Origin of the sequence: Streptomyces sp. NPDC028722, assembly GCF_040637655.1 — a bacterium.
Taxonomy (GTDB): domain Bacteria; phylum Actinomycetota; class Actinomycetes; order Streptomycetales; family Streptomycetaceae; genus Streptomyces.
On the sequence record NZ_JBEZWU010000017.1, the window covers coordinates 103,405 to 124,743 of the forward strand.

Here is a 21,339-nt window from a genome sequence, read left to right on the forward strand (position 1 = left end):
GTTCACCGAGTGGGACGCCGACGGTCACCATGATCCCGGCCCCCGCTCCGGTGCTGGCCCCCGCTCCGGTCCCGGCCCCCGCTCCGGTTCCGGCGCCGGCCACTCGTGCCGGTCCGCGCGGAAAGTTGTCCACAGGCTGTGGACGGTCGGCCCCGGCTGTCGGTGCCGCATGGCACGATCGGCAGTGTGACCAGCACCGCCAGCACCGTCGAACGGGCCTTCCGTGCCGCCCTCTACGACGACACCGACGCCGGACTCGACACGGCCGCCTCCCTGCTCGCCGCCGACCCCGCCGCGGACGCCGAAGTCGCGCGGCGCGGCGAGGACTTCGTGGCGGCGGCCTGGCAGCGCGGCTGGCAGCCCGCCGACGTCGTACGGCTGGTGCGGCGCGAGCTGGACGACGTACATGTGCGCCTGGCCGCGACGCTGATCCGGGCCCAGGCCGGGCGGGACCGGCGGCGCGGGCGCCGCTGGGCCGCCCAGCTGGAGGCCCTGCCCGAGGGTTCCGTGTCCGGCGCCGACCGGTTCTCGCAGGCCACCGCCGTCCTGGAGCTGTACCGCCTGCTGCTGCGCCTGCCCTCGCTGGAGCCCCTGGAGGACGACTCCCGCCGGGCCCCCGGTCCCGGTGCCTCTCGCATGCTGAGCCGCATCCGCGCGCTCCTCGCCAAGGCCGAGGCGACCGGCTTCCCGGAGGAGGCGGAGGCGCTCAGCGCCAAGGCGCAGGAGCTGATGGCCCGGCACAGCGTCGACGAGGCGCTGCTCGCGGCCGAGGCGCCCGCCCCGGACGCGCCCGGCGCCTGCCGCATCGGCGTCGACCCGCCGTACGAGCAGGCCAAGGCGATCCTGCTGGACGCGGTGGCCACCGCGAACCACTGCCGCGCGGTGTGGAACGAACCACTCGGCTTCTCCACGGTCGTCGGTTTCGAGGCGGACCTGGAGGCGGTCGAGCTGCTCCACACCTCGCTGCTGGTGCAGGCCACGCACGCCATGACCGAGGCCGAGGCGGCGCAGCGGGCCGGCGGCCGCAAGCGGACCAAGTCGTTCCGGCAGTCGTTCCTCGCGGCCTACGCGCACCGTGTGGGCGACCGGCTCGCGGCCGCGGCCGAGACCCAGGTGACCCGGGACCTGCTGCCGGTGCTGGCCACGCGCGAGATAGCCGTCACCGGCCGGCTGGAGCGCATGTTCCCGCAGACGACGACCACCCGGCTGCGCGGGGTGAACGACGCCGCGGGCTGGACCGAGGGCGCCCGCGCGGCGGATCGGGCGCAGGTCAGAGCCCGCCGCCGGCTCGGCTGAGCATCAGTCGCCGACCTGCTGGAAAGCGCTGACGGAGGCGTCCGGGCCGCCGCCGCTGCCCCGGCCGGCGACGGGGCCGTACGACCAGGGGAAGGACCGGGCGGTGTCGGATCCGGGCAGGCTGATCCGCACCGTCCTGGCCGCCAGGGTGTTCTTGTCGCCGTCCTTGCCGCGCACGTAACTGATCGAGAAGGACGCGGAGTCGCCCTTGGCGAGCTTCAGCTTCTGCGCCTTCGCGCCCTTGAGCGGGGGCACGGTGGCCTGCGCGGTGCCGGTTTTCAGCACGGCACCCGCGAAGTGGTCCAGCGTGCAGGGGGCGCTGTGGTTGGTGATGCTGACGGGGACCTCGCCGCTGTCTCCGGCCGCGGGGGCCACGCTCGCCGATCCGATCTGCACGGAGACCCCGCCGATCGCGCAGGCCGAACCGGCGCTGCCCCCGGTGTCGTTCCCGCCGCCGCCGTCGCAGGCGGTGAGCAGGAGGGCGGCGGTGAGGGCGGTGACGGTGAGCGGAATGACGCGCATGAGCAGGTCCCTGTCCACGTGGTGGTGACGGTGCCTCTGCATCATGGCCCCTGAGCGCGGGCCCGGTTCGCGCGACCCTCCTCAACCGCCGGGATCCGTAAGCGGCACCCCGCCGGTCGGACCGTCACCTGGACCCTGGAACAGTAAGGGCTCACTACGCGTCTCTTCCTAGTGCACGGGGGCCGGATCCGGACGGCACGGCCCGGAGGAGGCACGCGCGATCATGACAGGGCCGGACCCGGCCTGCCTGCTCCTGGGCAGGTGGTGGGCCGGCTTCGGTAAAGCAGGCGTCAAAACCGTAATCGCGGGACCACTCCCCGTGCACGTGCATCTGCTCATGCGTTTGCACGTGAACAGAGTTATGATCCGGGTCAGTTGACCACAGCATCTATGGCCACATCAGCCAGTGCACCACCGGGGAGCGACCTGTGGACCGCGACGTTGACAACGTGTACGGGGGGTACGACGTGTACAACGGCATGGCTGCCACGCAGCTGGACGGAGTGGCCTGGCAGAAGAGCAGGCACAGTAATTCGCAGGGCTCCTGCGTGGAGTTCGCGAGACTGCCGGGCGGCGAGGTCGCCGTCCGTAACTCGCGCTTCCCTGACGGGCCGGCGCTCGTCTACACGCGTGCGGAGATCGAGGCGATGCTCCTCGGCGTCAAGGACGGCGAGTTCGACCATCTGGTGGGCAGTTGACACCGCCCCCGCGGGACGGCCCGTTGGCAACGATGTCGGAGGTACAGGCGCGCGCAGCTGATGCGCTGACGCGCGTAGACAGTGGGCGTCCGTCGGTGCCGTACCGGATCAGCCGGCCGCTCCGAGGCGGAACATCGCCCAGACCACCTTGCCGTCGAGAGTGCCCGCGAGCGGGTGCCAGCCCCAGCTGTCGGCGAAGGAGTCGACCAGGAACAGCCCGCGGCCCGACTCGGCGGAGAAGTCCTCCGAGTCGCGCGGGACCGGCGTCTCGTGGCTGGGGTCGCGCACCGCGCACACGAGCCGCTCGGTCCAGCGCAGCAGGTGCAGCCGCACGGACGGGCCGCACCCGTCGCCGCGGCGCTGGTCGGCCGGCAGCGCGTGGCGCAGGGCGTTGGTGACGAGTTCGGAGACGACGAGGCAGATGTCGTCGAAGCGGTCGCCGACGTCCCACGGGTCGAGGGTGTCACGGGTGAAACGCCGGGCCTCGCGCACCGCCTCGTACCGGGCGGGCAGGACGCAGGAGGCGGCATCGGACACGGCCGCGGGGTCCAACGGCGGAAGGCCCTGCCGTAACGGCTTGAGCATGGTCGATCCATTCGTCCCCATGCGAGGCACTCCCGGTTGTTCGCGGTCGTTGCGATGCAGCGGTGGCGCGGCACCCATGGTTTCGGATGCGTAGAGCAGATGCAAGGGCAGATGCACGTGCACGTGACCGAAATGAGGCCTCCCGTACCGCTTCTTGGCCATTTTTTCTGCCATCTACCCGACGGTTCCCTGCGGTTTCCGTCAGAGGTCCCGACCTCTCCCCCTCCGGACCCCGCCACGACGGCCGAGCTCTTTCCGTTTCCGTAACCGGACGAGTACTGCTCGAAGTGTTTTAGTGGCAGACTTCGGCCCCTGGAGACGGTTGGGGAGGCTGGCGAACGTGAGCGCGGGAGAGCCCGGATCGGTGGTGCGGCGGATGCTGCTCGGCTCGCAACTCAGGCGACTGCGGGAAGCACGGGGGATCACGCGCGAGGCGGCGGGATACTCGATCCGCGCCTCCGAGTCGAAGATCAGCCGGATGGAGCTGGGCCGGGTGAGCTTCAAGACCCGGGACGTGGAGGACCTGCTGACGCTCTACGGCATCACGGACGAGTCGGAGCGCGAGTCACTGCTCTCCCTCGCCCGGGAGGCCAACGTGGCGGGCTGGTGGCACAGTTACACCGACGTCCTGCCGACCTGGTTCCCCACCTATGTGGGCCTGGAGGGTGCCGCCTCGCTGATCCGCGTCTACGAGGTGCAGTTCGTGCACGGCCTGCTCCAGACCGAGGAGTACGCCCGCGCGGTGGTCCGGCGCGGCATGAAGGGCGCGAGCGCCGCCGACGTGGAGCGGCGGGTCGCGCTGCGCCTGGAGCGGCAGAAGTACCTGCTCTCCGACAACGCCCCCGAGTTCCACATCGTCCTGGACGAGGCCGCCCTGCGCCGTCCCTACGGCGACCGCGAGGTGATGCGCGGCCAGCTCCAGCACCTGATCGACATCTCCGCACGCCCCAACGTACGGCTCCAGGTCATGCCGTTCGGCTTCGGCGGCCACTCCGGCGAGAGCGGTGCCTTCACCATCCTCAGCTTCCCCGACGCGGACCTGTCCGACGTGGTGTACCTCGAGCAGCTGACCAGTGCCCTCTACCTGGACAAGCGTGAGGACGTCGGCCAGTACGAGCAGGCGCTGAAGGAGCTACAGCAGGACAGCCCCGGACCGGCCGAGAGCCGGGACCTGCTCCGTGGCCTCCTCCAGCTGTCCTGACTCGGTCCAACTCCCCTGTATCGCCAGTACGATGACGACTGATCAGACATGGCGTTGATCTGGTGTCCGCTAGCGATTGAGGGATCACATGTCGTCCTACTTCACCGACCTGGCCCAGCAGTACATCGGCGGCGAGTGGCGCCCGGGTACCGGCTCCTGGGACGTCATCGACTTCAATCCCTACGACGACGAGAAGCTGGCCTCGATCACGGTGGCCACGGTCGACGAGGTGGACGAGGCCTACCGGGCCGCCGCCCGCGCCCAGAAGGAGTGGGCCGCGACCAACCCCTACACCCGGCGCTCGGTGTTCGAGCGGGCGCTGAGGCTGATAGAGGACCGCGAGCAGGAGATAGCCGACCTGATCATCGCGGAGCTGGGCGGCACGCGTGTGAAGGCCGGTTTCGAACTGCACCTCGCCAAGGAGTTCCTGCGGGAGTCGGTCCACCTCGCGCTGCGCCCCGAGGGCAAGATCCTGCCCTCGCCGGCCGACGGCAAGGAGAACCGCGTCTACCGCGTGCCGGTAGGCGTCGTCGGTGTGATCAGCCCGTTCAACTTCCCCTTCCTGCTGTCGCTGAAGTCGGTCGCCCCGGCCCTCGCGCTCGGCAACGGCGTGGTGCTCAAGCCGCACCAGAACACTCCCATCGCCGGCGGCACCCTCCTCGCGAAGATCTTCGAGGAGGCCGGGCTGCCCGGTGGCCTGCTCAACGTGGTCGTCACCGACATCGCCGAGATCGGTGACGCGTTCATCGAACACCCGGTCCCGAAGGTGATCTCCTTCACCGGCTCGGACAAGGTCGGCCGGCACGTCGCCACCGTCTGCGCCGCGAACTTCAAGCGCTCCGTCCTGGAACTGGGCGGCAACAGCGCGCTGGTGGTGCTGGACGACGCCGACCTCGACTACGCGGTGGACGCGGCGGTCTTCAGCCGGTTCGTGCACCAGGGCCAGGTCTGCATGGCCGCCAACCGGGTGCTCGTGGACCGTTCCGTCGCCGACGAGTTCACCGAGAAGTTCGTCGCCAAGGTCAGGACCCTCAAGGTCGGTGACCCGCGTGACCCGCGGACCGTCATCGGCCCGGTGATCAACTCCGCTCAGGCGGGCGCCCTCTCGGGCACCGTCGAGCAGGCGCTCGCCGAGGGTGCCACCGCCCTGGTGCACGGCACCACGACCGGCAACCTGGTCGAGCCCAGTGTGCTCACCGGCGTTCCCGCCGACTCCGCCCTGCTCCAGCAGGAGGTCTTCGGCCCGGTCGTCTTCCTCATCCCCTTCGACGGCGAGGAGGAGGCGGTCCGGATCGTCAACGACACCCCGTACGGCCTCAGCGGCGCCGTGCACACGGGTGACATCGAGCGGGGCGTGGCCTTCGCCAAGCGGATCGACACCGGCATGTTCCACGTGAACGACGGCACCGTCCACGACGAGCCGCTCGTGCCCTTCGGCGGTGAGAAGCACTCCGGCATCGGCCGCCTCAACGGCGAGACCACGCTGGAGGCGTTCACCACGGTCAAGTGGATCTCGGTGCAGCACGGGCGCAGCGGCTTCCCGTTCTAGGCCACTCGATTCCACGGCCTGGGGGGCCTGTAGGACAGGACCTGACCTCAATCGCCCGTAGCGTCAGCGGTGTCAGTCGGAAGGACCCGATGAGAGGCGGTCGGTCATGGTCACGCACGTGGCGGCGGAGGCGAAGGGCGACGAGCGCGGGGCACTGCTCGCGTTCGTCGAGGAACAGCGTGGCGGCATCCGCCGGTCCCTGCTGGGGCTGACGGAGGAGCAGGCCCGCTCCCGCCCCAGCGCCAGCGAGCTGTCCCTCGGCGGCCTGCTCAAGCACGTCGTCGAGGTCGAGCAGTCCTGGATCGCCCTGGCCCGCCAGGAACCGCCGGCGGTGCGGCGCGACGCGTCCAACTGGAACGAGACCTTCCGGTTGGTCGGGGACGAGACGGTCGCCACGCAGCTGGCGTACTGGGAACGGGTCGCCGCCGAGACGGAGGCGTTCATCCGCTCCGCGCCGAGCCTGGACGACACCTTTCCGCTGCCGCCCGACCCCTGGTTCCCGCCTCAGGGCCGGGTCTCGCTGCGCTGGCTGTGCCTGCATCTGATCCGCGAGACGGCCCGGCACGCCGGCCACGCCGACGTCATCCGCGAGTCGCTGGACGGGAAGACCGCGTTCGAGCTGGTGGCCCTGGCACAGGAGGCCTGACCGCCGCGGCCCGCGGGCGGGCGCACGGCCGTAGGGCCACAACCTGGACCGCGTGTCAGCGATCCGTCTTCTCCTGCTGGGTGCGGTCCGCCGGCACGGGCGGCCCCACGGTCACCAGGTCCGCAACGATCAGGGAGCGGCACCGGAGCCCGCTCCCTGATCCGCCCTGATCCGAACGGAAGACCCTAGTGGTGGAACCCGGTGGCCGCCTGCTTGTCCCGGGTCAGGGGAGCATGCTGCCCGCGGAGTCCGGGGAGCAGGCGGGTCAGGTCGGCCACGAACAGGTCGGCCAGGTCGTGGGAGAAGCCGTTGCGGCACACGATCCGCAGCACGGACAGATCCTCCCGGTTGGCCGGGAAGGTGTACGCGGGCACCAGCCAGCCGCTCTCGCGCAGCCGCCGGGAGACGTCGAAGACGTCGTACGCCGTGACGTCGCCGGTCGTGGTGAACGCGAACACCGGCAACTCGTCCCCGCGCGTGAGCAGTCGGAAGTCGCCCAGCGCCTCGATCCGACCGGAGAGCGACCGCGCCACGTCCCGCGTCGTCTGCTGCACCACGCGGTAGCCCTCGCGGCCCAGCCGCAGGAACGTGTAGTACTGCGCGGCCACCTGGGCGCCGGGCCGGGAGAAGTTCAGTGCGAAGGTCGGCATCTCGCCGCCCAGGTAGTTCACCCGGAAGACGAGTTCCTCGGGCAGGGCCTCCTTGTCCCGCCACAGCGCCCAGCCGACCCCGGGGTACACCAGCCCGTACTTGTGGCCCGAGGCGTTGACGGAGGCCACGCGCGGGAGGCGGAAGTCCCACACCAGGTCCTCGTCCAGGAACGGCGCGACCATGGCACCCGAGGCCCCGTCCACGTGCACCGGCACGTCCAGCCCGGTGCGCTCCTGGAGGGCGTCCAGGGCGGCGCACAGCTCGGCGATCGGCTCGTAGGAGCCGTCGAAGGTCGAGCCGAGGATGCCGACGACCCCGATGGTGTTCTCGTCGCACAGCTCGGCGGCGGCCTGCGGGTCCAGGTGGAACCGGTCGCCCTCCATGGGCACCTGCCGGGCCTCCACCTCCCAGAAGGCGCAGAACTTGTCCCAGCACACCTGGACGTTGACGCCCATCACCAGATTGGGCCGCGCGCCCGGATACCGGTCGGCGTTCCGCTTCATCCAGCGCCGCTTCAGCGCCATCCCGGCGAGCATGCACGCCTCGCTGGAACCGGTCGTCGAACACCCGATGACGGCCGCCGGGTCCGGGGCGTGCCACAGGTCGGCGAGCATCGCCACGCAGCGCCGCTCCAGCTCGGCCGTGCGCGGGTACTCGTCCTTGTCGATCATGTTCTTGTCGCGGCACTCCGCCATCAGCACCCCGGCCTGCGGCTCCATCCAGGTGGTGACGAAGGTCGCCAGGTTCAGCCGGGAGTTGCCGTCCAGCATCAGCTCGTCGTGCACCAGCTGGTACGCCGTCGCCGGCGGCAGGGGGGCGTCCGGGAGCCGGTGCGTGGGCGGGGCCGCGGTCATGCCGCCGACCGGATTGGCCTCCCCGAAGAACGGGTTGACCGACATCGGCCGTTCCTCAGGTGTCTGGGGACCTTTGTGCAGAGCCATGGGTGTGCCTCCGGGGGGATGGGAGAGGGAAGGGGGTCAACGGAGCGGGGTGCCGTCCTGGCGCAGCTGCATCTGCGGGCGGCCCGTCACCAGCAGCCAGGCCGGCAGTGAGGCGATGGTCAGCAGGGCGATGATCGCGGGCGACGCGACCAGGACGGCGGCGGTGAACAGGCTCACCCAGCCCTGCCGGGTGACGGCCAGCAGCATGCCGAGGACACCGGTCGCCACGCCCAGCGAGAGATGAACGGCCGGTACGAGCGCGTGGGCGCACAGGCCCAGGGCGGTGCCCACGAAGACGGCGGGGAAGATGCGGCCGCCACGGAAGCCGCAGGACGCGGCGACCAGCAGCGCGGCCAGCTTGACCACGGTCATCGTCGCGAACTGCCCGGCCGACCAGCCCTCGGGGTCACGGGCCAGCTGCCCGACCTCCGACAGCCCCTTGAACAGCGTCAGATGGCCGCCCACGGCCGCCAGCGCCCCGAGCACGGCCCCGCCGGCCGGCAGCATCAGCATCGGGTGCCGCAGCCGCCGGAAGCCCGCGTGGACGTACGGGAAGGCGTACACGGCGCACATGCCGAGCAGTGCGGACACGGGCGCGATCACGAGGGCCGCCAGCAGGTCCCCGGCGTGCGGGTGGCCCATCGGCGGGAGCCCGAGATCGAAGGTCGGCCGGGCCACCAGGGTGGTCGTCATGGCTCCGCACGCGCCGGCCGTCAGCGGCGCGAACAGGTTGTCCCACAGCCGCCCCCGCATCGGCCGCCCCGCCAGCGCTTCCGAGATCACCAGCGCCGCCGCCACGGGCGTGCCGAACAGCGCGCCGATCGTCGCCGACTCCGCGAGCACCGGCCACAGGGCGTCCGGCGCCCGGGGCAGCAGGCGCCCGCCGAGCCAGGCCGCGAGACCCACGTTCACGGCGATGATCGGGTTCTCCGGGCCGAGGCTGGGGCCGCCGGCCAGCATCAGCGCGGTCGCCAGCACCAGTCCGGGCAGCACCCCCGGCCGCATGACGGTGGCGTCGAGGCCGAGGGTGGCCGGGTCGGGTCCGGCGTGCCCGGGCACCTTCCAGACCACCAGCCCGACGGCGATGCCGGACGCCACGAGCATGACGAACATCCACAGCACCGAATAGCGGCCCACTCCGAGGGCGTCCGGCAGGGGGCCCCACAGCACGTGCTGGAGCTTCTCCGCCGCCGTGCTCACACCGACGAAGACCAGGCTCGCGGCCACGCCGACGGCGGCGGCGGGCAGGATGAACGGCAGCAGGGCCCGTGCCGGGGCCGTGGGGGCGCTCAAGGGCGCCTGCTGCGTCGTCTCCTGGGCCACGCGCTCACCATAAGCGGACAAAACGCACCCAACATCCCGAGCGTGAACCGGCTTGCACCTCACGTGACGTGATGCCTCAACGTGATGGCGTACCGACGACAAGGAGCGGAAAGTGAGCTACTCCGTGGGACAGGTCGCGGGGTTCGCCGGGGTCACGGTGCGCACCCTGCACCACTACGACGAGATCGGTCTGCTCGTACCCGGCGACCGGACGTACGCCGGCCACCGGCGTTACGACGACGCCGACCTCGACCGGCTCCAGCAGATCCTGTTCTACCGGGAGCTGGGCTTTCCCCTCGACGAGGTCGCGGCCCTGCTCGACGACCCGGACGCGGACCCGCGCGCGCACCTGCGCCGGCAGCACGACCTGCTGACCGCCCGGATCGAGACGTTGCAGAGGATGGCCGCGGCCGTGGAGCACGCGATGGAGGCACGCAGTATGGGCATCAGCCTGACACCGGAGGAGAAGTTCGAGGTCTTCGGAGACTTCGACCCGGACCGGTACGCCGGCGAGGTGGAGGAGCGCTGGGGCGACACCGAGGCCTACCGGCAGTCACAGCGCCGGACCGCCTCGTATACCAAGGAGGACTGGCAGCGGATCAACGGGGAGATGGACGCGATCCACCGCCGGATGGCCGGCCTGCTAGCCGAGGGCACGCCCGCGGACTCGGAGGCGGCCATGGACGTCGCCGAGGAACACCGCCGGTTCATCACGCGCGCGTACTACGACTGCGGCCACGCGATGCACGCGTGCCTCGGCGAGATGTACGTCGCCGACGAGCGCTTCACCGCCACCTACGAGGACATCCGGCCCGGCCTCGCCGGGTACCTGCGGGACGCGATCGTGGCGAACACGGCCCGGCACCGCACGTCCTGACACGCCGGCCCGGGATTCACTCCCGGGCCAGCACCACCGCCGTGCCGTACGCGCACACCTCGGTGCCCATGTCCGCGGCCTCCGTCACGTCGAACCGGAAGGCCAGCACGCCGTTGCCGCCACGCGCGCGTGCCTGCTCCACCAGGCGTTCCATGGCCTGGGTGCGGGTCAGCACGAGCGTCTTGGTGAGCCCCTTCAGCTCGCCGCCGATCATCGACTTCAGCCCGGCGCCGATCTGGCTGCCCAGGTGGCGCGAGCGTACGGTCAGTCCGAACACCTCGCCGAGCACCTCCTGCACCCGGTATCCGGGCACGTCGTTCGTCGTCACGACCAGCACGTCCGGCTGGGGCCCCTGGCCGCCGCCGTAGTCATCGAGTCCCATGGGTCACAGCTTTCTCCCGGTCGCCGCACAGTGCATCCTGGAGGCCCTGGTGGAACCTGGCGCGGTCACCTCACGTTGATAGCTTTGTGCGGCGCCACTCCGATACAGCAGACGCGGCGACCGGAGCGGCCGCCCCCCGCCGCCGTAGCCGCCTTCACCCCCTCAGGAGCCCGGACCCGTGATGACACTCGCCCTAGGCCCGAGCTGGATGGATCCCAACCACCTGCTCCAGACGTACGGCATCTGGGGTCTGCTGCTCGTCATCTTCGCCGAGTCCGGCCTGCTCATCGGCTTCTTCCTGCCGGGTGACTCCCTGCTGTTCACCTGCGGCCTGCTGATCACGTCGCACAAGCTCGACTTCCCGCTGTGGGCCGCGATCGGCCTGATCTGCCTCGCCGCGATCCTCGGCGACCAGGCGGGCTACATGTTCGGCAAGAAGGTCGGCCCCTCCCTGTTCAACCGCCCGGACTCCCGCCTGTTCAAGCAGGAGAACGTGGTCAAGGCGCACGAGTTCTTCGAGAAGTACGGCCCCAAGTCCCTGGTGCTGGCCCGCTTCGTGCCCATCGTGCGGACGTTCACGCCGATCATCGCGGGCGTCAGCGGCATGCGTTACCGCTCGTTCCTGACCTTCAACGTCATCGGCGGCCTCCTGTGGGGCGCGGGTGTCACCCTGCTCGGCTCCTGGCTGGGCAACGTCGGTGTCGTCAAGAACAACATCGAGGCCATCCTCATCCTGATCGTCCTGGTCTCGGTGGTCCCGATCGCGATCGAGTTCCTCCGCGCGCGCGGCAAGAGCAGGAAGGCGGCCGGCGCGACCGAGCCGGAGACCCCGCGGCAGCCCGCGCACCAGCAGCAGTACCAGCAGCCGCCGTACCAGCAGCCGCCGGTCATGGACGACGCGACGACCCGCCTGCGCCGCATCGACCCGGAGCAGCCGTACGAGCAGCCGTACCAGCAGCAGCCGTACCAGCAGGAACAGCCGTACCAGCAGCCGCAGCAGCCCCAGCAGCCCCAGCAGCACTGGAACCAGGGCGGCTACGACCACCAGCACCACGATCAGCAGCAGTACCCGCAGCAGCAGTACCCGCAGACCCCCTACGACGAGAACCAGTACGACCAGGGCCAATACGACCAGGGCCAGTACGACCCCCACCGGTACGACCCGAACCAGTACCCCTACGACCACCGCCGGCAGTAGCAGGGGCGGGTGCCGGACGCCGGGCGCTCAGAAGCCCCTGGTGCGCTTCGCGGCCCGGCGCTTGCCGGCGGAGCCGACGCGCAGGAACAGCCGCGAGATCTCCGACCCCAGGTTGACGCCGATGGCGATGGCCATCGCCAGTGACGCGGCCTTGGCCAGCGACACCAGCCCCTTGTCGACGTTGTTCTGGGCCATGGACAGCAGCCCGAAGTAGGTCGCCGAACCGGGCAGCAGCGGTCCGATCGCCGCGGTCGTGTACGGCAGCGCCGAGGCGAACCGGTACCGGGACAGCAACTGCCCGAACAGCCCGACGAGCCCGGCCGCCACGGCCGTGGACGCCACGGGCGAGATGTCCCCCGCGTAGTACATCGCGCCGTACACCGACCAGGCGACACCCCCGTTGAGGGTCACCCAGAGCACGGTGGACCGTTCCTGCTGGAGCAGCACCGCGAAGGTCAGCGACAGCAGCATGGAGGCCACGATCTGGATCAGCGGACGCTTGGAGATGCCCAGGGCCGCGTCCGGGTTCAGCTCACCGCCGACCTGCACGCCGAAGTACAGGACCACCAGGACCCCGACGACGATGCCGACGAAGAAGTACATGACCTCCAGCAGCCGCGCCGACGCCGTGATGTAGAAGCCCGTCAGCCCGTCCTGCACGCCCGCCACCAGCGCCCGCCCGGGCAGCAGCGCGAACAGCCCACCGGTGATCACGGCGGACGCCTTCACGTCCACGTGCGCCAGCGTCAGCGCCACCCCGATCGCCGCGGGCGGCATGGCGGCGACCGTGAACTGGTAGAACTCCGGCAGCCCGCGCCCCGCGCACAGCCAGGCCAGCCGGTCGCCGAGCATCGCGCCGACGGCCGCCGCGAGGAACACGATCGGGTCACCGCCGACCAGGATGGAGGCCGCACCGGCGAGCAGTCCGCTCGCGAGGGTCAGCGCCCAGCCGGGGTACGGGTGCCGGTTGCGGCGGATCTCCGCCAGGCGCCGGTAGGCCTCCTCCAGGGAGACGTGCGTCTCCGGGTCCGTCAGGTCGTCCACGAGCCGGAAGACGGCGGCCAGACGCGTGTAGTCGGTGCCCCGCCGCCGTACCGTCCGGGACGCCGTCACGGGGTCCTCCACCAGGGACGGCTGGTGCGAGATCGACAGCAGGGTGAAGGTGACGTTCGGCTCGCACCGGTCCAGGCCGTAGGAGCGGCACACCGCGAACATCGCGGCCTCCACGTCCTCCGCGCCCTCGCCGCCCGCGAGCAGCAGCTCCCCGATACGCAGGGTCAGGTCCAGCACGCGCGGGACGGCCGGGCCCTCCTCCTCCGCGCGCTGCACCGGCTCCGGCGCCGGCCGCTCGGTCACCGGCATGCGCAGCATGGTGCGCATGCGGTCCTGCCAGGGCGCGTCCTTGACCAGGCTGACCAGCGGCACCCCGGCGGCCGGCGTGAACGCGGCCGGCGGGCTCTTCGCGTCGTAGGTGCTGGGCGTGCTGAACGCGGACCTCTCCGGTTCGGCACTGGGCGGATGCGGCGTGTGGAGCCCGTCGGGCACCGCGAACTCGGACGTCGTCTCCGGCTCGCCACCGCCCCTGGGAACGTCGAGACCCCGGGGAACGGCGAACTCGGACGTGATCTCCGGGTCGTACCTCGCCTCGTCGGACCGCGGTTTACGGTCCTCCGTCTCCGTCACCTCGAACCGCTCCCTGAACGACACATTCCGTAAGCCTCAGTATGCGCACACGTACCCGGACGGGCCGCACACCCTGCCTGCACGCGAAACGGGCCGCACGCATACGCGTGCGGCCCGTTCAGCGGAGTGCGGGCTCAGTGGCCGCCCTGCTCCTTGAACCGCTTGTAGGACCGCTCGATCTCGATCTCGGCGTCCGTACGGCCGACCCAGTTCGCGCCCTCGACCGACTTGCCGGGCTCCAGGTCCTTGTACACCTCGAAGAAGTGCTGGATCTCCAGGCGGTCGAACTCCGACACGTGGTGGATGTCGCGCAGGTGCTCCACACGCGGGTCGGTGGCCGGGACGCACAGCAGCTTGTCATCGCCGCCGGCCTCGTCCGTCATCCGGAACATGCCGATCGCGCGGCACCGGATGAGGCAACCCGGGAAGGTCGGCTCGTCCAGGATGACCAGCGCGTCCAGCGGGTCGCCGTCCTCGCCGAGGGTGTTCTCGACGAAGCCGTAGTCGGTCGGATAGGCGGTCGAGGTGAAGAGGCGACGGTCCAGGCGGATCCGACCGGTCTCGTGGTCCACCTCGTACTTGTTCCGCGAACCCTTCGGGATCTCGATCGTGACGTCGAACTCCACCGGTGGCTCCTCCATGATCAGCACATAGTTCTGGTGGTTAAGTGTCCCTCACGCAGGTGTGTGATCGCGAAAGGGGCTGGTGGTCGTGCCAGTACTGAGGCCTTGGCGGGCCGCGAGACCGCAGGTGGCGCGGATCGCGAACGCCGTACGACCGCGTCTGGCGCGCGCCGCGACGGCAGCCGGGCCGCGGATCGCGCGGCTGACGAAGGCCGTGCGGGTCACACCTGCGCACCTCTCCCGTCCGCGGACCGTCAGGACCTGGCAGTACACCGCGGGCGCCGCCACCGCCGGCCTGGTGCTGGCCGCCGGCGTGGTGACCGTGGCCGGTCCCTGGGACGCCAACGGTCAGCGTACGGCCGAGGGGGACCGCGCCGCCGCACTGGAGGGATCAGGTGGCGCAGATCACGGCCGTTCCGGTACGGCCGCGGGGGCGCCGCGGCCCGCGCCGAGCGCCGCGCCCGTCCTGACGGGCCTGGGCGGCACCGGGGGCGCCGTCGGCACCCGGAAGGCCCCCTCGGGCGGCAGAGCCCTCCCGGACGTCCTGAAACCGCTCCTGGACGCCCCCGCGCTCGGTGACGACCGCGCGGGGGCCGTCGTCGACGTCGCGACCGGCACCCGCCTCTACGGCACCGGCGCCGGCAAGGCCCTCACCCCCGCCTCCACCACCAAGATCGCCACCGCCGTCGCCGCCCTCTCCGCCCTCGGCCCCGACCGCCGCCTCACCACCCGCGCCGCCCTCGAACCCGACACCCGGGAACTCGTCCTGGTCGGCGGCGGCGACCCCACCCTGACCGCGCACCCGGAAGCCGGCGGGGAACGGGCCGGCCTGCGCACCCTGGCGGCGGACACCGCGAAGGCCCTGGACAGGCGCGGCATCCACAAGATCACCCTCTCCTACGACACCACCCTGTACACCGGCCCGGCCCTGCACCCCATCGGCGTCAATGACAACCTCGCGCCGGTCAGCGCGCTGGCCGTCGACGAGGGCCGCGCGGACGGCTCCGCCGGCGGGCCGGCGCCCCGCGTGAGCGACCCGGCAGCCGACGCGGCGGCGAAGTTCGCGGCCTTCCTGAAGGACGCCGGCATCACCACCACGTCCCCCGGCCCGTCCAAGGCCAGCACGCGCGCCCAGACCCTCGCCACCGTCTCCTCGCCCCCGCTGTCCGCCCTGGTCGAGCGCATGCTCACCAACAGCGACAACGACATCGCCGAGGCCCTGGCCCGCCAGACCGCCCTCGCCGGCGGCGACCCCGCGAGCTTCGCCGGCGGCGCCCGGGCGATCGCCACCCAGCTGCGCAAGCTCGGGCTGCCCATGTCCGGGGCCGCCTTCCACGACGGCAGCGGCCTCGACCGCGCCGACCGGCTGACGGCGGACCTCCTCACCGCGCTCCTGGTCAAGGCGGGCGACCCGGCCCGGCCCGGCCTCCGCCCCGTCCTCACCGGACTCCCCGTCGCCGGCTTCACCGGCACCCTGAGCACCCGCTACACCGACGGCGCGGCCGGGGTCGTACGCGCCAAGACCGGCACCCTGACCGGCGTGAACACCCTCGCCGGCACGGTCGTCGACAAGGACGGCCATCTCCTCGCCTTCGCCTTCCTGGCCGCGCGCACGACCGACCCGGCCCAGGCCCAGTCGGCCCTGGACGCCGCGGCGACGGCACTCGCGGGCTGCGGCTGCCGGTAGGGGCCGCTCCCCGGGTGGCGGGGGCCCGGCACGCGCATCCACGGCGCCGGCATCGCGGCACGCGCGCGTGGGCCGGCCGTACGGTTCGCGCCGCGGCCCGCCGCCCGCCCGTGATCCCGCCGGCGTCCACGGCCTGCCCCAACGGGGGCCGCTCACGTACCGTTGACGCATGACTGGCTTCGGTGGCACCGCATCTCCCGGGATGGTCGACTGGAACCTCGCGGTGGCGACCGCGACACGGCTCGTACGACCGGGCCCCGACGTCAGCCGTGACGAGGCGCGGTCCGTCGTCGCGGAACTGCGCCGGCACGCGAAGGCCTCGGAGGAACACGTCCGGGGCTTCACCCGGATGGGCACCGGGGACATCCACGACACCCCCGTCCTCGTCGTGGACCGCCCCGGCTGGGTCCGCGCCAACGTCGCCGGCTTCCGGGAGATCCTCAAACCGCTCCTGGAGAAGATGCAGGAACGGCGTGGCGGCAACCCGGGCAGCGCCGTCCTCGGCGCCGTCGGCGGCAAGGTCACCGGCGTGGAGGTCGGCATGCTCCTGTCGTTCCTGTCCTCCCGCGTCCTCGGCCAGTACGAGACCTTCGCCCCCGCCGCCCACGACCTCCCGGCCGGCGCGAACGGCGGCGGCCGGCTGCTGCTCGTCGCGCCCAACATCGTCCACGTGGAGCGCGAACTCGACGTGGAGCCGCACGACTTCCGGCTGTGGGTGTGCCTGCACGAGGAGACCCACCGCACGCAGTTCACCGCCGTGCCCTGGCTCCGCGACCACCTGGAGGGCGAAATCCAGTCGTTCTTGGCCGAGACCGACGTGGACCCGATGACCTTCCTGGAGCGCATCCGGGAAGCCGCCCAGTCCCTGGCCGGCGGCCGTCCCGAGGCCGAGGAGGAGGACGGCGGACGCTCCTTCGTGGAGCTGGTGCAGACCCCCGCCCAGCGGGAGATCCTCGGCCGCCTGACCGCCGTGATGTCCTTGCTGGAGGGCCACGCCGACTACGTCATGGACGGCGTCGGACCCAGCGTCGTGCCGACCGTCTCGGAGATCCGCGAGAAGTTCCAGCAGCGCCGTGCGAAGGGCGCCTCCCGGCTGGACCTCGCCCTGCGCAAGCTGCTGGGTCTGGATGCCAAACTCAAGCAGTACCGGGACGGCGAACGGTTCGTGCGGGCGGTCGTCGACCAGGTCGGCGTCGACGGCTTCAACCGCGTGTGGACCTCGCCCAACACCCTGCCCACCAAGGCCGAGATCGCCCAGCCCGCCGACTGGGTCACCCGGGTGCACCGCAAGGCCGAGTCGTGATCCGCACCCGGGTGTCGTGACACGAATCCGGCCGACGGCAGGCGAACGCCCCCTCAATCACCCGTCCGAGGGACCGTGAGCCATGCGTAGGCGTGCAATGCTCGGGGAACGGCCCGCTTCTGTCACCATCTACACACTCTGTGTGACTGGTTCGGGCTCACCCCCCGGAAAACTTCATGAAGGGAACCGGACATGGGTCCCCATCCTGCGGTCGCGGCGATACGCCTGGCGGTTCGCCGCGTCCTCCACGACATCCTGAACGACCACCAGACCTCCGGCGCGTGCCCGGGCCGGCAGGCCCCCGGCGAGCGGCCCGGCCGGACGGTCGAGCGGCCCTCCTCCCCGCTCGTCCTCGTCGCGTGCTCCGGCGGCGCCGACTCCATGGCACTCGCCTCCGCCCTCGCCTTCGAGGCCCCCAGACTCGGCATCCGCGCCGGCGGGGTCACCGTCGACCACGGCCTCCAGCCCGGTTCGGGACTGCGCGCCGACGAGGTCGCCCTGCGGCTGCGCGAGCTGGGCCTCGGCCCCGTCGACTCCGTCGCCGTGACCGTCGGCCGTGAGGGCGGTCCCGAAGCCGCCGCCCGCGACGCCCGCTACGCCGCCCTCGACGCCGCCGCCGAACGCCACGGCGCGACCGCGGTCCTGCTCGGCCACACCCGCGACGACCAGGCCGAGACCGTCCTGCTGGGTCTCGCCCGCGGCTCCGGCATCCGCTCCCTGTCCGGCATGGCCGCGGTCTCGGGGGCCGGCGGCCGTTACCGGCGGCCCTTCCTGCACCTCGACCGGCAGACCGCCCGCAAGGCCTGCATGGTCCAGTCCCTCCCCGTCTGGGACGACCCGCACAACGCCGACCCCGCCTACACCCGCTCCCGGCTCCGGCACGAAGGCCTGCCCGCCCTGGAGAAGGCCCTCGGCAAGGGCGTCGTGGAGGCGCTCGCCCGCACCGCCCAGCTGTCCCGCGACGACGCCGACGCCCTGGACGCCTGGGCCGGCCAGGCCGAGGCCGCCGTGCGGGACGCGGCGGGTCTGCTGGAGTGCGCCAAGCTGTACGCCCTCCCGCCCGCCGTGCGCCGCCGGATCCTGCGCCGCGCGGCCATCGAGGCCGGCGCCCCGGCCGGTTCGCTGTTCGCCCGCCACATCGAGGAAGTCGACCGCCTGATCACCGGCTGGCGCGGCCAGGGGGCCATCAATCTCCCGGGCAGAGTCGTCGCCCAGCGCCAGGGTGGCAGACTGGTGATTCGGCAAGGCTGAAACCGGCCCCTCCCGGAGCGACCCTCCGGCGGGCCGGGCAGCCGGTGGCCGTGCATACGGCCGTAAGTGCGGGACGACCGAAAGTGATGCGGGTGGACGCGAAAGACATGGGTGCCGACCTTCAGCAGGTGCTCCTCACCAAAGAAGAGATCGACGCCAAGCTGACCGAGCTGGCCGCGAAGATCGACGCGGAGTACGCGGGCAAGGACCTGCTGCTCGTGGGCGTCCTCAAGGGCGCGGTGATGGTCATGGCCGACCTCGCCCGGGCGCTGTCCACCCCCGTCACCATGGACTGGATGGCCGTGTCCTCCTACGGCGCGGGCACCCAGTCCTCCGGTGTCGTGCGCATCCTCAAGGACCTCGACACCGACATCAAGGGCCGGCACGTCCTGATCGTCGAGGACATCATCGACTCCGGGCTGACCCTGTCCTGGCTGATCAACAACCTCGGCTCCCGCGAGCCCGCCTCCCTGAAGGTGTGCACGCTGCTGCGCAAGCCGGACGCCGCGAAGGTCGCCATCGACGTGGAATGGGCCGGCTTCGACATCCCGAACGAGTTCGTCGTCGGCTACGGCCTCGACTACGCCGAGAAGTACCGCAACCTGCCGTTCGTCGGGACGCTCGCGCCCCACGTCTACGGTGGCTGAGCCGGTCGGCGCAAGCCGGGCGGGATGATCGGGAACCCCAGCGGGTCCTGCGCCGTTGAAGCTTGCAGAGACGGGTTTTCCCGGCCGTCGAAACGGCTCCGTGCGGCTTCGGGCAACAATGCTGGGGTACCGTCAGAAGAACTGTCTTATCAAACTCACTATGGCAGGAGGGACGGGGCGACACCGCTCCGTATGGATGGACGTGAAGCGATACTTCCGTGGGCCGGTCATGTGGATCGTGCTGGCCGTCCTTGCCGTGGTCGTGTTGATGCAGGTCGTCGGCTCGTCCGGCGGCTACAAGACGGTGGACACCGGCCAGGTCGTGGCGGCGATCAATGCGAACAAGGTCGAGTCGGCCAAGCTCACCACCGGTGACGAGCAGAGCATCAAGGTCACCCTCAAGGACGGTTACAAGGTCCAGGGCAGCTCGAAGATCCAGGCGAGCTATATCGGCGACCAGGGCGTGACCATCGCCGGCACGCTCCAGACCAAGTACCAGGACAAGCAGATCACGGACGGCTACACCGTCGCGCCGTCCAAGCAGAACCCGTTCCTCGGCGTCCTGCTGTCGCTGCTGCCCTTCGTCCTGATCGTGGTCGTCTTCCTGTTCCTGATGAACCAGATGCAGGGCGGCGGCTCCCGGGTCATGAACTTCGGGAAGTCCAAGGCGAAGCTCATCACCAAGGACACCCCCAAGACGACCTTCTCCGACGTCGCCGGCTGTGACGAGGCCGTCGAGGAACTCCAGGAGATCAAGGAGTTCCTCCAGGAGCCGGCCAAGTTCCAGGCCGTCGGCGCCAAGATCCCCAAGGGCGTGCTGCTGTACGGCCGCCCGGGTACCGGCAAGACCCTGCTCGCGCGGGCCGTCGCCGGCGAGGCGGGCGTCCCCTTCTACTCGATCTCCGGTTCCGACTTCGTCGAGATGTTCGTCGGTGTCGGTGCCTCCCGCGTCCGTGACCTGTTCGAACAGGCCAAGGCGAACGCCCCGGCGATCGTCTTCGTCGACGAGATCGACGCGGTCGGCCGTCACCGCGGCGCCGGCCTCGGCGGCGGTCACGACGAGCGCGAGCAGACGCTGAACCAGCTGCTCGTCGAGATGGACGGTTTCGACGTCAAGGGCGGCGTCATCCTGATCGCCGCCACCAACCGTCCGGACATCCTCGACCCGGCTCTCCTGCGGCCCGGCCGCTTCGACCGCCAGATCGCGGTCGACCCGCCGGACCTGCAGGGCCGTCTGGAGATCCTCAAGGTCCACCAGAAGGGCAAGCCGGTCGCGCCCGACGTCGACCTGGCCGCGGTCGCCCGCCGTACCCCGGGCATGACCGGTGCCGACCTCGCCAACGTGCTGAACGAGGCCGCGCTGCTCACCGCCCGCGGTGACCAGAAGCTGGTCGACAACAAGGCGCTGGACGAGGCCATCGACCGCGTGGTCGCTGGTCCGCAGAAGCGGACCCGGATCATGTCGGACAAGGAGAAGAAGATCACCGCGTACCACGAGGGCGGTCACGCCCTGGTCGCGGCGGCCTCGCCGAACTCCGACCCGGTCCACAAGATCACGATCCTGTCCCGCGGCCGTGCCCTGGGCTACACGATGGTCCTGCCGGACGAGGACAGGTACTCGACCACCCGCAACGAGATGCTCGACCAGCTCGCCTACATGCTGGGCGGCCGGGCGGCCGAGGAACTGGTCTTCCACGACCCGACCACCGGCGCCGCGAACGACATCGAGAAGGCCACCAACCTGGCCCGCGCGATGGTCACGCAGTACGGCATGACGGAGCGGCTCGGCGCGATCAAGTTCGGCGGCGACAACAGCGAGCCCTTCCTGGGCCGTGAGATGGCGCACCAGCGCGACTACTCGGAAGAGGTCGCCGCGCTCGTCGACGAAGAGGTCAAGAAGCTCATCGAGACCGCGCACAACGAGGCCTGGGAGATCCTGGTCGAGAACCGCGACGTGCTCGACAACCTCGTTCTCCAGCTGCTGGAGAAGGAGACGCTGGGCAAGGAGGAGATCGCCGAGGTCTTCGCCACCATCGTCAAGCGTCCGCCGCGGCCCGCCTGGACCGGCTCCTCCCGCCGCACCCCGTCCACCCGTCCGCCGGTGCTCTCCCCCAAGGAGCTGGCGCTGACGAACGGTGCGAACGGCGCGACGGCGTCGATCAGCACGGTCAAGTCCACCGCCACGGAGTCCGCCCCGGTCACGGAGCAGACCCCGGAGGACCGCTCCGAGAGCTGATCCTTCCGGCCGACCGGCCCGGAATGCATGCCGCGCCCCC

Annotated in this window: 19 protein-coding genes and 1 pseudogene; 13 read left to right on the forward strand and 7 right to left on the reverse strand. The window is 71.1% G+C overall.

Features of this window, described 5'->3' with window-relative positions; genetic code table 11:
• Positions 1–186 precede the first annotated feature (186 nt).
• Entirely contained in the window at positions 187–1,296 is a 1,110-nt protein-coding gene (locus AB0F03_RS24530; protein ID WP_361995557.1) for a DUF2786 domain-containing protein, read from the forward strand.
• 3 nt (positions 1,297–1,299) lie between these two features.
• Here the strand turns inward: AB0F03_RS24530 and AB0F03_RS24535 are convergent, their stop codons facing one another.
• Positions 1,300–1,818: a DUF4232 domain-containing protein gene (locus AB0F03_RS24535; protein ID WP_361995559.1), complete on the reverse strand. Its 519-nt coding sequence runs from the start codon at positions 1,816–1,818 to the stop codon at positions 1,300–1,302.
• 479 nt (positions 1,819–2,297) lie between these two features.
• On the opposite strand from AB0F03_RS24535, the gene AB0F03_RS24540 reads away from it, so the two are divergent.
• Positions 2,298–2,516 carry a DUF397 domain-containing protein gene (locus AB0F03_RS24540; RefSeq protein ID WP_121791093.1) on the forward strand — a complete coding sequence of 73 codons (219 nt, stop codon included), beginning with the start codon at positions 2,298–2,300 and terminating at the stop codon, positions 2,514–2,516.
• A gap of 108 nt (positions 2,517–2,624) precedes the next feature.
• Here AB0F03_RS24540 and AB0F03_RS24545 read toward each other — a convergent pair whose 3' ends face one another.
• A complete protein-coding gene (locus tag AB0F03_RS24545; protein WP_361995561.1) occupies positions 2,625–3,122 on the reverse strand; it encodes an ATP-binding protein in 498 nt (165 codons plus the stop codon).
• Between the two features lie 355 nt (positions 3,123–3,477).
• Between AB0F03_RS24545 and AB0F03_RS24550 the strand changes: the two genes are divergently transcribed.
• The 4 genes and pseudogenes from AB0F03_RS24550 to AB0F03_RS24565 form a co-directional block, all read left to right on the forward strand.
• A complete protein-coding gene (locus AB0F03_RS24550) occupies positions 3,478–4,302 on the forward strand; it encodes a helix-turn-helix transcriptional regulator (protein WP_361995692.1) in 825 nt (274 codons plus the stop codon).
• A gap of 88 nt (positions 4,303–4,390) precedes the next feature.
• Complete coding sequence (locus AB0F03_RS24555; RefSeq protein ID WP_361995563.1) at positions 4,391–5,851, forward strand: aldehyde dehydrogenase family protein; 1,461 nt, start codon at positions 4,391–4,393, stop codon at positions 5,849–5,851.
• Positions 5,852–5,957: 106 nt separating this feature from the next.
• A complete protein-coding gene (locus AB0F03_RS24560; RefSeq protein ID WP_361995565.1) occupies positions 5,958–6,497 on the forward strand; it encodes a DinB family protein in 540 nt (179 codons plus the stop codon).
• Between the two features lie 52 nt (positions 6,498–6,549).
• Positions 6,550–6,627: pseudogene (locus AB0F03_RS24565) on the forward strand (PadR family transcriptional regulator); the annotation flags it as partial.
• A gap of 55 nt (positions 6,628–6,682) precedes the next feature.
• Here AB0F03_RS24565 and AB0F03_RS24570 read toward each other — a convergent pair.
• Together AB0F03_RS24570 and AB0F03_RS24575 are read right to left on the reverse strand one after the other, a co-directional pair.
• A complete protein-coding gene (locus AB0F03_RS24570) occupies positions 6,683–8,089 on the reverse strand; it encodes a glutamate decarboxylase (protein ID WP_361995567.1) in 1,407 nt (468 codons plus the stop codon).
• Positions 8,090–8,125: 36 nt separating this feature from the next.
• Entirely contained in the window at positions 8,126–9,412 is a 1,287-nt protein-coding gene (locus AB0F03_RS24575; RefSeq protein WP_361995569.1) for an ion channel protein, read from the reverse strand.
• 112 nt (positions 9,413–9,524) lie between these two features.
• On the opposite strand from AB0F03_RS24575, the gene AB0F03_RS24580 reads away from it, so the two are divergent.
• The gene (locus tag AB0F03_RS24580) at positions 9,525–10,289 is read left to right on the forward strand and encodes a MerR family transcriptional regulator (protein WP_361995571.1); all 765 of its coding nucleotides are present in this window, start codon (positions 9,525–9,527) and stop codon (positions 10,287–10,289) included.
• A gap of 16 nt (positions 10,290–10,305) precedes the next feature.
• Here AB0F03_RS24580 and AB0F03_RS24585 read toward each other — a convergent pair whose 3' ends face one another.
• Positions 10,306–10,671, reverse strand: coding sequence for a YbjQ family protein (locus AB0F03_RS24585; RefSeq protein WP_361995573.1), 366 nt, complete (start codon positions 10,669–10,671; stop codon positions 10,306–10,308).
• A 178-nt stretch (positions 10,672–10,849) separates the two neighbouring features.
• Here AB0F03_RS24585 and AB0F03_RS24590 point away from each other — a divergent pair, with 178 nt between their 5' ends.
• Entirely contained in the window at positions 10,850–11,869 is a 1,020-nt protein-coding gene (locus AB0F03_RS24590; protein WP_361995575.1) for a VTT domain-containing protein, read from the forward strand.
• Between the two features lie 27 nt (positions 11,870–11,896).
• Here AB0F03_RS24590 and AB0F03_RS24595 read toward each other — a convergent pair whose 3' ends face one another.
• Positions 11,897–13,552 (reverse strand): threonine/serine exporter family protein, encoded by a 1,656-nt coding sequence (locus AB0F03_RS24595; RefSeq protein ID WP_361995694.1) that lies wholly within the window; start codon positions 13,550–13,552, stop codon positions 11,897–11,899.
• A gap of 134 nt (positions 13,553–13,686) precedes the next feature.
• Positions 13,687–14,178, reverse strand: coding sequence for an inorganic diphosphatase (locus AB0F03_RS24600; RefSeq protein WP_121791090.1), 492 nt, complete (start codon positions 14,176–14,178; stop codon positions 13,687–13,689).
• Between the two features lie 79 nt (positions 14,179–14,257).
• On the opposite strand from AB0F03_RS24600, the gene dacB reads away from it, so the two are divergent.
• From dacB to ftsH, 5 genes are all read left to right on the forward strand, one after another.
• On the forward strand, positions 14,258–15,862 hold the full coding sequence (gene dacB / locus AB0F03_RS24605) for a D-alanyl-D-alanine carboxypeptidase/D-alanyl-D-alanine-endopeptidase (protein ID WP_361995577.1): 1,605 nt from the start codon (positions 14,258–14,260) through the stop codon (positions 15,860–15,862).
• 169 nt (positions 15,863–16,031) lie between these two features.
• A complete protein-coding gene (locus AB0F03_RS24610) occupies positions 16,032–17,165 on the forward strand; it encodes a zinc-dependent metalloprotease (protein WP_361995579.1) in 1,134 nt (377 codons plus the stop codon).
• A gap of 192 nt (positions 17,166–17,357) precedes the next feature.
• Complete coding sequence (gene tilS, locus AB0F03_RS24615) at positions 17,358–18,416, forward strand: tRNA lysidine(34) synthetase TilS (RefSeq protein WP_361995581.1); 1,059 nt, start codon at positions 17,358–17,360, stop codon at positions 18,414–18,416.
• A gap of 86 nt (positions 18,417–18,502) precedes the next feature.
• Positions 18,503–19,063: a hypoxanthine phosphoribosyltransferase gene (gene hpt, locus AB0F03_RS24620; protein WP_361995583.1), complete on the forward strand. Its 561-nt coding sequence runs from the start codon at positions 18,503–18,505 to the stop codon at positions 19,061–19,063.
• A 196-nt stretch (positions 19,064–19,259) separates the two neighbouring features.
• Positions 19,260–21,299, forward strand: coding sequence for an ATP-dependent zinc metalloprotease FtsH (gene ftsH, locus AB0F03_RS24625; RefSeq protein ID WP_361995585.1), 2,040 nt, complete (start codon positions 19,260–19,262; stop codon positions 21,297–21,299).
• Positions 21,300–21,339 lie beyond the last annotated feature (40 nt).

What these genes read in the sequence shown, in the direction of transcription:
- AB0F03_RS24535 (WP_361995559.1), bottom strand. Translation starts at nt 1,818, where the DNA reads ATGCGCGTCATTCCGCTCACCGTCACCGCCCTCACCGCCGCCCTCCTG.
- AB0F03_RS24540 (WP_121791093.1), top strand. Translation starts at nt 2,298, where the DNA reads ATGGCTGCCACGCAGCTGGACGGAGTGGCCTGGCAGAAGAGCAGGCAC.
- AB0F03_RS24545 (WP_361995561.1), bottom strand. Translation starts at nt 3,122, where the DNA reads ATGGGGACGAATGGATCGACCATGCTCAAGCCGTTACGGCAGGGCCTT.
- AB0F03_RS24550 (WP_361995692.1), top strand. Translation starts at nt 3,478, where the DNA reads ATGCTGCTCGGCTCGCAACTCAGGCGACTGCGGGAAGCACGGGGGATC.
- AB0F03_RS24555 (WP_361995563.1), top strand. Translation starts at nt 4,391, where the DNA reads ATGTCGTCCTACTTCACCGACCTGGCCCAGCAGTACATCGGCGGCGAG.
- AB0F03_RS24560 (WP_361995565.1), top strand. Translation starts at nt 5,958, where the DNA reads ATGGTCACGCACGTGGCGGCGGAGGCGAAGGGCGACGAGCGCGGGGCA.
- AB0F03_RS24570 (WP_361995567.1), bottom strand. Translation starts at nt 8,089, where the DNA reads ATGGCTCTGCACAAAGGTCCCCAGACACCTGAGGAACGGCCGATGTCG.
- AB0F03_RS24585 (WP_361995573.1), bottom strand. Translation starts at nt 10,671, where the DNA reads ATGGGACTCGATGACTACGGCGGCGGCCAGGGGCCCCAGCCGGACGTG.
- AB0F03_RS24610 (WP_361995579.1), top strand. Translation starts at nt 16,032, where the DNA reads ATGACTGGCTTCGGTGGCACCGCATCTCCCGGGATGGTCGACTGGAAC.
- tilS (WP_361995581.1), top strand. Translation starts at nt 17,358, where the DNA reads ATGGGTCCCCATCCTGCGGTCGCGGCGATACGCCTGGCGGTTCGCCGC.
- hpt (WP_361995583.1), top strand. Translation starts at nt 18,503, where the DNA reads ATGCGGGTGGACGCGAAAGACATGGGTGCCGACCTTCAGCAGGTGCTC.
- ftsH (WP_361995585.1), top strand. Translation starts at nt 19,260, where the DNA reads ATGGACGTGAAGCGATACTTCCGTGGGCCGGTCATGTGGATCGTGCTG.